Origin of the sequence: Bacteroides muris (ex Fokt et al. 2023), from assembly GCF_024704895.1 — a bacterium.
GTDB lineage: Bacteria > Bacteroidota > Bacteroidia > Bacteroidales > Bacteroidaceae > Bacteroides > Bacteroides muris.
On sequence record NZ_JAMZEE010000003.1, the window covers coordinates 107,538 to 120,122 of the forward strand.

At 44.9% G+C, this 12,585-nt stretch carries 13 protein-coding genes and 1 tRNA gene; 13 read left to right on the forward strand and 1 reads right to left on the reverse strand.

Annotated features, from left to right (window positions below; genetic code table 11):
* Positions 1-9: 9 nt before the first annotated feature.
* From M1B78_RS02085 to M1B78_RS02100, 4 genes are read left to right on the forward strand one after another with little or no spacing between them, the layout of a single operon-like run.
* Positions 10-624, forward strand: coding sequence for a DUF4129 domain-containing protein (locus tag M1B78_RS02085; RefSeq protein ID WP_257931263.1), 615 nt, complete (start codon positions 10-12; stop codon positions 622-624).
* Entirely contained in the window at positions 621-1,844 is a 1,224-nt protein-coding gene (locus M1B78_RS02090; protein ID WP_257931262.1) for a DUF4350 domain-containing protein, read from the forward strand. Before M1B78_RS02085 ends, M1B78_RS02090 begins: the two co-directional genes overlap by 4 nt.
* 11 nt (positions 1,845-1,855) lie before the next feature.
* Positions 1,856-2,830 (forward strand): AAA family ATPase, encoded by a 975-nt coding sequence (locus M1B78_RS02095; RefSeq protein ID WP_257931261.1) that lies wholly within the window; start codon positions 1,856-1,858, stop codon positions 2,828-2,830.
* Positions 2,827-4,137, forward strand: a complete 1,311-nt coding sequence (locus tag M1B78_RS02100; RefSeq protein WP_257939764.1) for a DUF58 domain-containing protein — start codon at positions 2,827-2,829, stop codon at positions 4,135-4,137. Before M1B78_RS02095 ends, M1B78_RS02100 begins: the two co-directional genes overlap by 4 nt.
* Positions 4,138-4,492: 355 nt before the next feature.
* Here the strand turns inward: M1B78_RS02100 and M1B78_RS02105 are convergent.
* A tRNA-Asp gene (locus tag M1B78_RS02105) sits at positions 4,493-4,566 on the reverse strand.
* A 355-nt stretch (positions 4,567-4,921) separates the two neighbouring features.
* On the opposite strand from M1B78_RS02105, the gene M1B78_RS02110 reads away from it, so the two are divergent.
* The 9 genes from M1B78_RS02110 (at position 4,922) to M1B78_RS02150 (ending at position 12,534) form a co-directional block, all read left to right on the forward strand.
* A complete protein-coding gene (locus M1B78_RS02110) occupies positions 4,922-5,650 on the forward strand; it encodes a formyltetrahydrofolate deformylase (RefSeq protein WP_257939765.1) in 729 nt (242 codons plus the stop codon).
* A 69-nt stretch (positions 5,651-5,719) separates the two neighbouring features.
* Positions 5,720-6,310, forward strand: a complete 591-nt coding sequence (gene hisH, locus M1B78_RS02115) for an imidazole glycerol phosphate synthase subunit HisH (protein WP_257931258.1) — start codon at positions 5,720-5,722, stop codon at positions 6,308-6,310.
* A gap of 20 nt (positions 6,311-6,330) precedes the next feature.
* Positions 6,331-7,053 carry a 1-(5-phosphoribosyl)-5-[(5-phosphoribosylamino)methylideneamino]imidazole-4-carboxamide isomerase gene (gene hisA / locus M1B78_RS02120; RefSeq protein WP_257931257.1) on the forward strand — a complete coding sequence of 241 codons (723 nt, stop codon included), beginning with the start codon at positions 6,331-6,333 and terminating at the stop codon, positions 7,051-7,053.
* Positions 7,054-7,104: 51 nt separating this feature from the next.
* Positions 7,105-7,860 (forward strand): imidazole glycerol phosphate synthase subunit HisF, encoded by a 756-nt coding sequence (gene hisF / locus M1B78_RS02125; RefSeq protein WP_257931256.1) that lies wholly within the window; start codon positions 7,105-7,107, stop codon positions 7,858-7,860.
* A 16-nt stretch (positions 7,861-7,876) separates the two neighbouring features.
* Positions 7,877-8,488: a bifunctional phosphoribosyl-AMP cyclohydrolase/phosphoribosyl-ATP diphosphatase HisIE gene (gene hisIE, locus M1B78_RS02130; protein WP_257931326.1), complete on the forward strand. Its 612-nt coding sequence runs from the start codon at positions 7,877-7,879 to the stop codon at positions 8,486-8,488.
* A gap of 28 nt (positions 8,489-8,516) precedes the next feature.
* Positions 8,517-9,218, forward strand: a complete 702-nt coding sequence (locus M1B78_RS02135; protein WP_257939766.1) for a cell division ATP-binding protein FtsE — start codon at positions 8,517-8,519, stop codon at positions 9,216-9,218.
* 122 nt (positions 9,219-9,340) lie between these two features.
* Positions 9,341-10,666, forward strand: coding sequence for an aspartate kinase (locus tag M1B78_RS02140; protein ID WP_136009497.1), 1,326 nt, complete (start codon positions 9,341-9,343; stop codon positions 10,664-10,666).
* 80 nt (positions 10,667-10,746) lie between these two features.
* Positions 10,747-11,907: a diaminopimelate decarboxylase gene (gene lysA / locus M1B78_RS02145; protein WP_257939767.1), complete on the forward strand. Its 1,161-nt coding sequence runs from the start codon at positions 10,747-10,749 to the stop codon at positions 11,905-11,907.
* Between the two features lie 144 nt (positions 11,908-12,051).
* Positions 12,052-12,534 (forward strand): ferritin, encoded by a 483-nt coding sequence (locus M1B78_RS02150; RefSeq protein ID WP_136009499.1) that lies wholly within the window; start codon positions 12,052-12,054, stop codon positions 12,532-12,534.
* Positions 12,535-12,585: the final 51 nt, after the last annotated feature.

Here is a 12,585-nt window from a genome sequence, read left to right on the forward strand (position 1 = left end):
TAGCAGACTATGAATATGGCTCCGGCTGATACACTGGTTTATGATACTGCACAGATTGCCGTTTGGCAGTCCGACCCGGCGTTTGCTTACAGCCGTGAGTTGATGGCTCCTGAAATCAATGTGCTTGAGTGGATTGGAAAGTGGTTCGGCAGGCTGCTGGACAAGATATTTGGCAATACGTTCGTAGAAGAATATTCGGAGGTTGTGTTGATATGCATTGCAGTCCTTATCTTGATGCTGGTCATCTGGTTTGTATATAAGAAGCGTCCGGAACTGTTCATGCGTTCGCGCAAGAATGCCTCGCCCTATACGGTGGGGGAGGATACCATCTATGGAGTGGATTTTGCGAAAGAAATCACTGGAGTGCTTGCCCGGAAGGATTATCGGGAGGCTGTGCGTCTGCTTTATCTGCAGACATTGAAACGGCTTAGTGATGGGAAACGTATAGACTGGCAGTTGTATAAAACGCCTACGCAATACATCTATGAAGTCCGCCTGCCTGCTTTCCGCCAAATGACCCATCACTTCTTGCAGGTGCGTTATGGAAATTTTGAGGCGACCGAAGCATTGTTCCGTATCATGCAGAATTTACAGAAAGAGGTAGAGAAAGGAGAGACGGCATGAAAGGAAACCATTGGTTTATAGCCGGTATCATTGCTTTTCTGGTACTGATGTTTGCGATAGAGTGCCGTCTGCCGAAGAAGTTTGTTTGGAACCCTACATTCAGCCATTATGATAAACAGCCGTTCGGTTGCGCCGTGTTCGACAGCCTGCTGTCTTCATCATTGCCGAAGGGATATTCATTGTCGAGAAAGACCTTTTATGAGTTGGAACAGGAAGATACGGCACTCCGTCGTGGAATACTGGTTATCACCGACAACCTGCATCTGACGAATGTGGATGTGGAGGCAATGCTGAAGATGGCGGAACGGGGAGACCGGATTACGCTGGTAGGAAGTTCTTTCAGCCGTATCTTGAAAGATACGTTGGGATTTGAGTGTGGATATTCCTCTTTTAATCCATTAGCGTTGAAGAAGGATGCCATTGCATTACGTTCAAAAGACAGTTTGTATTGGGTGGGGGACTCAGCAATCTATCCTCGTCAGGTATTTTGTTTCTACCCCCAGCTTTGCCAGTCCCATTTCTTTGCAGATTCCATTTCTTGTGAAATATGGGCGAAAAAAACTATTGTTGGGGGAGTGTCCCATCCGGTTGCCATGTCGGTTTCTTGGGGAAAGGGGGAGGTTATGCTGGTTTCCACTCCCCTGCTTTTTACGAACTATGGGGTACTGGATGGGAAAAATGTGGCTTATCTTTTTCGTATATTATCCCCAATGGGTGGATTTCCCATTGTCCGAACCGAAAGCTACATGAAAGAAACAGCCCAGGTACAGATGTCTCCTTTTCGCTATTTTCTTTCGCAGCCGCCGCTTCGCTGGGCATTGTACCTGAGTATGGCTTCCATCTTGCTCTTTATGATATTTACAGCCCGCAGAAAGCAGCGTGCCATTCCCGTTATCCGCGAACCGGAGAATAAATCTTTGGAGTTTGTAGAGTTGATAGGCACCCTTTATTATCAGAAGAAAGACCATGCAGACTTGGTCCGCAAGAAGTTTTTCTATTTTACGGAGGAACTGAGGAGAGAAATACAGGTGGATGTGAGGGAAGTGGCAGAGGATGAGCGCTCTTTCGGCAGGATTGCCCGGAAGACGGGTATGGAGGCGGGGGAAATTGCCGCATTCATCTGTGAGGTAAGGCCGGTGGTGTACGGAGGGCGCAGCATTTCCGAGAAGGAGATGAAACGGCTTGTCGATAAAATGAATGAAATAATCAATCATATATAAAGAAGATATTTATGGAGGTGAACACAGAAAAACGAGTGGACTTGACTCTCTTTTCCGAGAAGATACAAGTGTTGAAGGATTGGATTACTATGGTCATAGTGGGGCAGGAACAGACGGTGGATCTGGTGCTGACGGCTGTCCTGGCAAACGGTCATGTGTTGCTGGAAGGAGTGCCGGGAGTGGCAAAGACACTGCTTGCCCGTCTGGTGGCACGCTTGATTGAGGCGGACTTCAGCCGTATTCAGTTCACTCCGGACTTGATGCCGAGTGACGTGCTGGGTACTACGGTCTTCAACATGAAAACCAATGACTTTGACTTCCATCAAGGACCGGTGTTTGCCGACATCGTGCTGGTGGATGAGATAAACCGTGCTCCAGCCAAGACGCAGGCAGCCTTGTTTGAGGTCATGGAAGAACGGCAGGTCAGCATTGACGGTACCACGCATCAGATGGGAGAACTCTATACGATTCTGGCAACCCAGAATCCGGTGGAGCAGGAGGGGACTTATAAGTTGCCCGAAGCGCAATTGGATCGTTTTCTGATGAAGATAACTATGGGATACCCTTCATTGGAGGAGGAGGTGGATATTCTGGAGCGCCACCACACGAATGCTTCGCTGGTGAAGCTGGACAGTCTGGCGCCCGTTCTTACAAAGGAAGAACTGCTGTCATTGCGCAGACTGATGGAGCGTGTGTTTGTAGACCGTACACTGCTTCAGTACATCGCGTTGATTGTGCAGCAGACGCGTACCAGCAAGGCTGTGTATTTAGGAGCCTCTCCGCGTGCGTCCGTGGCAATGATGCAGGCTTCGAAGGCGTATGCACTATTGCAAGGACGCGATTTCGTGACACCGGAGGATATCAAGTTTATTGCTCCATATGTGCTTCAGCACCGCCTGATATTGACGGCAGAAGCCGAGATGGAAGGTTATTCGTCGGTAAAGGTGACGCAACGTCTGATTGATAAAGTGGAAGTTCCGAAATGAGACTGGGCCGCCGCTTCTATATGGTTCTTGTGCTGATTATCCTGCTGATGGGTATCGGGTATGTCTTTGCTCCGCTCTTTGCAATCGGGCAGTGGGCATTGTTTGTTTTGGCCTTGTTGATGCTGGTGGATGGGGCTATGCTCTATCACGTTCATGGCATTCGGGCATTCCGCCAATGTGCTATCCGTTTCTCAAACGGAGATGAGAACGGTGTGAATATACGTGTGGAGAGCAGTTATCCGTATCCGGTGACTGTGGAAGTGGTGGATGAGATTCCTTTTGTATTTCAATTGCGAAATGTTGATTTCCGGATGAGGCTTCAGGCGAGTGAGGGCAGGACGATTATGTATCATCTGCGTCCCACGCAGCGGGGGATTTACTCTTTCGGACGGATTCAGGTGTTTGTGGAAAGCAGGATGGGACTGCTTTCCCGCAGATATACTTGCGGTGTTCCTCAGGATGTTAAGGTATATCCGTCCTATCTGATGCTCCATCGGTATGAGCTGCTGGCCATCAGTGACAATCTGACCGAGCTGGGTATAAAGCGCATCCGTAGGGTGGGGCATCATACGGAGTTCGAACAGATAAAGGAGTATGTGAAAGGGGATGATTACCGCACGATAAACTGGAAAGCGAGTGCCCGGCGGCACGAACTTATGGTCAATGTCTATCAAGACGAACGTTCCCAGCAAATCTATAATGTGATAGATAAGGGGCGGGTTATGCAGCAGGCATTTTGCGGAATGACTTTGCTTGACTATGCAATCAATGCTTCCCTTGTCCTATCGTACGTTGTCATGCGGAAGGAGGATAAAGTCGGACTGGTGACGTTCAACGAGCATTTTGATACGTTTGCTCCCGCTTCCCGGCAGCCTGGTCAAATGCAGATGTTGCTTGAGAATCTTTACAGTCAGCAGACGACTTTTGGAGAAACCGACTTTTCTTCATTGTGTGTACACTTGAACAAGCGTGTTTGCAAACGGAGCCTTTTGGTGTTGTACACCAATTTCTCTGGTATCAGAAGCCTGAACCGCCAACTGGCTTATCTGCAGCAGTTGAACCGACAGCACCGTTTGCTTGTTGTCTTCTTTGAAGATGCTGATTTGAAAGAGTACATTGCCATGCCTGCAAAAGATACAGAAGGTTATTACCGTCATGTCATTGCCGAGAAATTTGTATTTGAGAAGCGGCTGATTGTTTCCACTTTGAAGCAGCATGGCATTTATTCTTTGCTGACTACACCGGAGAATCTTTCTGTGGATGTGATAAACAAGTATCTGGAAATGAAGTCACGCAGCCAGATATAAAGACAGTAACTAAGGTTATATAATCCGTAATAAAGATAGTGAAGATATCCGGGTTTCCGGTAATTCTTGAGAACTTCTGTTAGTGACTTATACAAAGGACTTTGGGAGAATTACCCAATTTTGAGGTAATGATTTGGTAACCGTGCCATATGCTGTGTGCTGCCTTGATTTGCTATTAGAGAAATTACGTGGCATGTGCGTGTGAAACGCGGTCAAAACATGGAGCCAAGTGTAGGTATCATGGATAGTCAAAGAGTCAAATGGGGGGAATAAAAGGCCGGGGGAGTAAAAGGGGGAGTAGTAGAAAAAAGAAAACCTCCGAGATTCAATATCTCGGAGGTTTTCTTTCTCTTCGCGGTGCGTACGGGACTCGAACCCGTGACCCCATGCGTGACAGGCATGTATTCTAACCAACTGAACTAACGCACCATTATTTCATTTCTTAGTTGCTATCTCTCTCGATTGCGGTTGCAAAGGTAGGCATTTTTTTTATATCTGCAATAGCTGTGATGATTTTTTTTTAAAAGGTTTATGTTGTGAATTGTTTTAAGTGCTAACAATTAGGGGGTTATGTAAATAAGAAAAACTGAGTTTAACATCTGTTTAGAAATGTGCTTGTACCCCGTTTTATCTTTGATAAGAAAACCATTCTTGGAGAAAACGAAACATTTTGAGGCTTCTTTTAAACTTATTGCTCGAAAAGTTCGTTGTTTTGCAATAAATAGTTATTTTTGCGAACTCAAAATGAGAATGCTGTAATTTGAAAAGTGAAAAACATTTTAGGATGATGAAAATAGCCAAACTGTTGCTGCACTGTCCTGACAAACCAGGTATATTGGCAGAAGTAACAGACTTTATAACGGTGAACAAAGGTAATATTATCTATTTGGATCAGTATGTAGACCATGTAAAGAATATCTTTTTCATGCGTATCGAATGGGAATTGATGGATTTTCTGGTGCCTCAGGAAAAGATTGAGGATTATTTCGCCACTTTGTATGCACAGAAGTATGAGATGAATTTCCGACTCTATTTCTCCGATACAAAACCGCGTATGGCTATCTTTCCTTTCCATCTTTTCCCCATCACCAAAGAGACAAAGGAGGAGCAAGAGAAGAAGGAAATGGAGTTGCTGGCAAAGCATAAAATCACTTTTATAGTGCTGGCACGCTACATGCAGGTCATTTCAGAACGAATGATAAATGCTTATCCCAACCGGATAATCAACATTCATCACTCTTTCCTTCCGGCATTTGTGGGAGCGAAACCTTATCATGCTGCATTTGAACGTGGAGTGAAGATTATTGGAGCCACCAGCCACTATGTTACCACGGAGTTGGATGCCGGCCCTATCATAGAGCAGGATGTGGTGCACATTACGCATAAGGACACTGTACAGGATTTGGTGAACAAAGGCAAGGATTTGGAAAAGATAGTGCTTTCCCGTGCCGTTCAGAAGCATATTGAACGCAAGGTGTTGGCATATAAGAATAAAACAGTAATATTAAATTAATGAATAATTGATAAAAGAAAATTCTTTGTTATTTATTATCAGTTCTTCATTATCAATTCAATTGCAGGGATGAAGGTTGCAGTTATCAAATATAATGCGGGTAATATCCGTTCGGTGGATTATGCTTTGAAACGCTTGGGAGTAGAGGCGGTGATTACGGCAGATGAGGCTGTGCTGCGTGCTGCCGATAAGGTTATATTCCCCGGTGTGGGAGAGGCGGAAACTACTATGGGCTTTTTGCGCGCTGGTGGTATGGATAAACTGATAAAGGAGTTGCGTCAGCCGGTGTTGGGTATCTGTCTGGGCATGCAGTTGATGTGCCGCCACTCTGAAGAGGGAGATGTGGACTGCTTGGGTGTCTTTGATGCTGACGTAAAGCGTTTCATTTCGCAGAGGCACGAGGATAAAGTGCCTCATATGGGATGGAATACCATTGCTCAGACCAATAGCGGACTTTTTAAAGGGTTTGCTAAAGAAGAGTTTGTTTATTTCGTACATAGTTTCTATGTGCCTGTTAATGATTGTACGGCAGCCGTGACGGATTACATTCATCCATTCAGTGCTGCTTTGCATAAGGACAATTATTACGCCACACAGTTCCATCCCGAAAAGAGTGGAAGTGTGGGAGAGTGTATCTTGAGAAATTTTTTGGAACTGTAAACCGTCAAATTGTAAATAAAATGATAGAACTGATTCCCGCTATTGATATTATTGACGGAAAGTGTGTGCGTCTTTCCCAAGGTGATTATGACAGTAAAAAGGTGTACAACGAAAATCCAGTAGAAGTAGCTCTGGAGTTGGAGGCTCATGGCATCCGCAGACTTCATGTAGTCGATTTGGACGGTGCGGCTTCCCATCACGTGGTAAACTACCGTATGTTGGAGCAGATTGCTGTGCGCACATCTCTTATTATAGATTTTGGAGGTGGGGTGAAGAGTGACGAAGATTTGGTGATAGCTTTTGAAAGCGGTGCACAGATGGTGACCGGTGGCAGCATTGCTGTGAAGAACCCCGAATTGTTCTGCAAGTGGCTGCGGATGTATGGTTCTGAAAAGATTATTCTTGGTGCTGATGTGAAAGAGTCTAAGATTGCTGTCAACGGTTGGAAAGACGAGAGTGGCTGCGAACTGTTTCCGTTCCTAAAATACTATGTGGAGGAAGGTGTCCGCAAAGTTATCTGTACCGATATTAGTTGCGATGGAATGTTGCAAGGACCATCGTTGGCGCTGTATAAGGATATATTGGAACAATATCCCGAACTCTACTTGATAGCTAGCGGAGGGGTGGGCTGTGCCGATGACATCCGTCAGTTGGAAGCCGTGGGTATACCTGCTGTCGTTTTCGGTAAGGCTCTGTACGAAGGTCGCATTACTTTCAAGGAACTGGAAAGCTTTGTTGATTGATACTGGATAATTGATAATTGGCAATAATAATAACTCATAACTTGAACTGCCGTGTTAGCAAAAAGAATCATTTCTTGCCTCGACATTAAGGATGGGCAGACCGTGAAAGGTACTAATTTTGTGAATCTCCGTCAAGCGGGCGATCCGGTAGAACTGGCGCGTGCTTATAGTGAGCAGGGCGCTGACGAATTGGTGTTTCTTGACATCACTGCCAGCTTTGAAGGCCGTAAGACTTTCACCGAATTGGTGAAGCGTATTGCTGCGAATATCAGTATTCCTTTTACTGTAGGCGGAGGCATCCATGAATTGGGCGACGTAGATAGGCTGCTGAATGCGGGTGCCGATAAAATCTCTATCAACTCCTCTGCAATCCGTCGTCCCGAACTGATAAACGAGATTGCAAAGAATTTCGGTTCGCAGGTGTGTGTGTTGGCTGTCGATGCTAAACAGACAGATAAAGGATGGCGGTGCTACTTGAACGGTGGTCGTGTGGAAACGGATAAGGAGTTGTTCGTATGGACAAAAGAGGCTCAGGAACGTGGTGCAGGCGAGATTTTGTTCACCAGCATGAATCATGACGGGGTCAAGACCGGTTATGCCAATGAAGCGCTTTCCAGTCTTGCCGACGGATTGTCTATCCCTATCATAGCATCGGGAGGAGCAGGTGCCAAAGAGCATTTCCGTGATGTTTTTTTGAAGGGGAAAGCGGATGCTGCCTTGGCAGCCAGTGTTTTTCACTTCGGAGAAATTAAAATTCCCGAATTAAAATCGTATCTTTGTGCCCAAGGAATTGCGATGAGAAGATAATAACTTATAACTTACAATAATGTTGGATTTTGATAAGATGAACGGACTTGTTCCGGCAATTATACAAGATGCAGATACCGCTAAGGTGCTGATGCTTGGTTTCATGAACAAGGAAGCCTATGAGAAGACGGTAGAAACCGGAACGGTAACTTTTTTCAGTCGTACCAAGAACCGCCTTTGGACAAAAGGCGAGGAGAGTGGAAACTTCTTGAATGTGGTTTCCATGAAGGAAGACTGTGACCGGGACACTTTGCTGATTCAGGTACATCCCATGGGACCGGTTTGCCATATCGGTACGGATACCTGTTGGGGGGAGAAGAACGAACAGCCCGTAATGTTCCTGAAGTTGCTTCAAGATTTCATTAGCAAGCGTTATGACGAGATGCCTGAAGGTTCCTATACTACCAGCCTTTTTCAGTCCGGTGTAAACAAAATGGCACAGAAGGTGGGTGAGGAAGCTGTGGAAACAGTCATTGAGGCTTGCAACGGTACAGGTGAACGTCTGATTTATGAAGGAGCCGATTTGTTGTATCACCTCATCGTATTGCTTACGTTCAAAGGATACCGTATTGAAGATCTTGTGCGTGAATTGGAGGAACGTCACAGTGCGACGTGGAAGAAGCACTGATAATTAATAATTAAAAATTGAACAAGGGGTGAGTGAAGCGCTGATAAAATATAAGGACGTAGAGATACACCAGCAGGAGTTGTGCGTACTGAACGATGTGAATTTGGAACTTCACAAAGGGGAGTTTGTGTACTTGGTTGGTAAAGTGGGCTCCGGTAAGACGAGCCTGCTCAAGACTTTCTATGGCGAACTGGATATTGCATCGGGCGAGGCTGGGGTTTTAGGGTATGACATGCTCCATATTAAGCGTAAGCACATCCCGCAGTTGCGCCGCAAGCTGGGAATCATATTTCAGGATTTTCAGTTGCTGACAGACCGTACGGTGTACGACAACCTTGAATTTGTTCTTCGTGCCACCGGTTGGAAGAGTAAAGGAGAGATTAGGGATAAAATTGAAGAGGTATTGAACTTGGTGGGGATGAGCAACAAGGGATATAAGTTGCCCAATGAACTTTCGGGCGGTGAGCAGCAGCGCATTGTGATTGCGCGCGCAGTGCTCAACTCTCCGAAGATAATCCTTGCGGATGAACCTACCGGAAACCTTGATTCGGAAACCGGACATTCCATTGCAGAACTTCTGCACGGCATCAGTGAGGCCGGTGCATTGGTGGTGATGACCACGCACAATCTGCAATTGTTGCGTGAGTTTCCCGGCAGGGTGTACCGATGCGCAGACCATCTGATGACTGATGTTACAGCAGAATACGCCCCTGCAATAACTAATGATTAGTAGTTAAGTAGTTTTTCTGACTACTGGTTTTTATAAAGAACATAAATTAATGATAAAGCTCCGCAGCTATTGACTTGTAGCTCGTTGCTTGTAACTATAAACTAATTAATACAGGAACGAAAATGAAAGTTTTAAAGTTTGGAGGTACTTCAGTAGGTTCGGCTCAGCGAATGAAGGAAGTGGCTAAATTGATTACCGATGGTGAACGTAAGATTGTGGTTCTCTCTGCCATGTCGGGTACCACAAACACATTGGTTGAGATTTCGGATTATCTGTACAAGAAGAATCCGGAAGGTGCCAATGAGATTATCAACAAGCTGGAGAGTAAATATCGCCAGCACATTGATGAACTCTTTGCTACTCCGGAGTATAAACAGAAAGGCTTGGAACTCATCAAATCTCATTTTGACTATATCCGTTCTTATACCAAAGACCTTTTTACTCTGTTTGAGGAGAAAGTGGTGTTGGCTGAGGGCGAGTTGATTTCCACCGCCATGATGAACTACTATCTGCAGGAATGTGGTGTGAAGTCTGTGTTGCTTCCGGCTTTAGAATATATGCGTACGGATAAGAATGCCGAACCCGATCCGGTCTATATCAAGGACAAACTCCAGATTCAGCTGGAACTGTACTCGGATGCTGAGATTTACATCACTCAGGGTTATATCTGTCGCAACGCCTACGGCGAGATAGATAATCTGCAGCGTGGTGGAAGCGACTATACGGCTTCACTGATTGGTGCTGCCATTGACGCTTCCGAAATCGAGATTTGGACGGATATAGACGGCATGCATAACAACGACCCACGTATTGTGGACAAGACTGCACCAGTACGTCATTTGCACTTCGAAGAGGCCGCAGAGTTGGCGTACTTTGGTGCTAAGATTTTGCACCCTACTTGCATTCAGCCTGCCAAGTATGCTAATATTCCTGTCCGCCTGCTCAATACAATGGACCCTACTGCTCCGGGTACGCTGATTTCCAACGATACAGAGAAGGGTAAGATTAAGGCGGTGGCTGCCAAGGATAATATTACAGCCATCAAGATAAAATCCAGCCGGATGTTGCTTGCTCACGGATTTCTGCGTAAGGTTTTTGAGATATTCGAAAGCTACCAGACTTCCATTGATATGATTTGTACCTCAGAAGTGGGTGTGTCTGTATCTATTGACAATGTGAAGCATCTCAATGAAATTCTGGATGACTTGAAGAAGTATGGCACAGTGACAGTGGACAAGGATATGTGCATCGTCTGTGTAGTAGGTGACCTCGAATGGGAGAATGTCGGTTTCGAAGCTAAAGCGTTGGATGCCATGCGCGACATACCAGTACGTATGATTTCTTTTGGTGGCAGTAACTATAATATTTCTTTCCTTATCCGAGAGTGCGACAAGAAAGTAGCGTTGCAGTCACTCAGCAATGCGTTGTTCAACGGAGAAGAACAATAATAAGAGAACCGCATAAACCAAAGCGCTTTTACTTTGTTGATAAATGCGCTTTTTTTAACTGAACAAGGATTATAAAAGTTATGAAAGGAACATTCCCCATCAATAAATTCCGCGAATTGCGTACTCCCTTCTATTACTACGATACAAAGGTTTTGCGTGATACGCTTTCTCATATTCGTACGGAAGTGGCGAAGTATGGTAATTATTCAGTGCATTACGCAGTGAAGGCTAATGCCAATCCCAAGGTGCTTGCTATTGTCCGCGAGAACTGTTTGGGTGCCGACTGCGTAAGCGGCGGTGAAATCCGTGCGGCCATTAAGGCTGGTTTTCCTACCGATAAGATTGTTTTTGCCGGGGTCGGTAAGGCTGATTGGGAAATTAATCTGGGATTGGATTATGACATTTTTTGCTTTAATGTGGAATCTGTTCCCGAATTGGAGATTATTAATGAGCTGGCTGCTGCCAAAGGCAAGATAGCTAACGTAGCTTTTCGTATCAATCCCAATGTAGGTGCCCATACTCATGCTAATATTACCACTGGGTTAGCCGAGAATAAGTTCGGTATCAGCATGCAGGATATGAATCACGTGATAGATATGGCGCATGATATGAAAAACTTGAGATTCATTGGGTTACACTTTCATATTGGTTCCCAAATATTGGATATGGGAGATTTCGTAGCTTTGTGTAACCGCATCAATGAGTTGCAGGATAAGCTGGAAGCCCGTCATATCCGTATTGAGCATGTGAATGTAGGGGGAGGATTGGGCATTGATTACGGTCACCCTAACCGTCAGTCGATACCTGATTTTAAAAGTTATTTCGAGACTTATAACAGCCATCTAAAACTTCGTCCTCACCAGACGCTCCATTTCGAACTGGGACGTGCGGTAGTGGGACAGTGCGGTTCATTGATTTCGCAGGTGCTTTATGTAAAGCAGGGTACCAATAAGCAGTTTGCTATCTTGGATGCAGGCATGACGGATTTGATTCGTCCGGCACTTTACCAAGCGTTTCATAAGATAGAGAATATTACTTCAGATGCACCAGTCCAGACTTATGATGTGGTAGGTCCTATCTGCGAGTCTTCCGATGTATTCGGCAAGGCCATTGATTTGAATGGTGTGAAACGTGGTGACTTTATTGCCCTCCGTTCGGCAGGTGCTTATGGTGAGATTATGGCTTCGGGTTATAATTGCCGCGAGCTACCTCAAGGGTATACTTCGGACGAATTGGTATAGATAGGTTAAAGGCGTGTGTCATAGTTGATGAGATATTTATCCTATACTATGTGTACTGTTTTTATATAAAAAATGTTATTGCGTGAACAACTTTTAAGGTTTCTTGTTATTTTTGTAATGATTTCAATTTAAATAAATACGATTATGATTACAGAAAAATTACAGAATGCAATTAATGAGCAGATTACAGCCGAAATGTGGTCTTCCAACCTTTATTTGGCAATGTCTTTCTATATGGAAAAAGAAGGTTACAATGGTATGGCTTGCTGGTTGAAGAAACAAGCTTCTGAAGAAAAAGCTCATGCTTGCGAAATGGCTTCTTATATTATCAAGCGTGGCGGTAAGGCTAAATTGGATAAGATTGATGTTGTTCCCAATGATTTTGGTACTCCGTTGGAAGTGTTCGAGCAGGTTTATGAACACGAATGCCGTGTTTCAAAGATGATTGATACATTGGTGGATGTCGCTGCTGCAGAAAAAGATAAGGCTACACAAGACTTCCTTTGGGGATTCGTACGTGAGCAGGTAGAAGAAGAAGCTACTGCTGCTGGCATTGTGGATATGATGAAGAAAGCTGGTACTAACGGAATCTTCTTTGTTGATGTGAAGTTGGGAGAACGCAAATAAGAAATGACAAAAAAATCCCGCGACTGATTAGTCGCGGGATTTTTTGTTTAG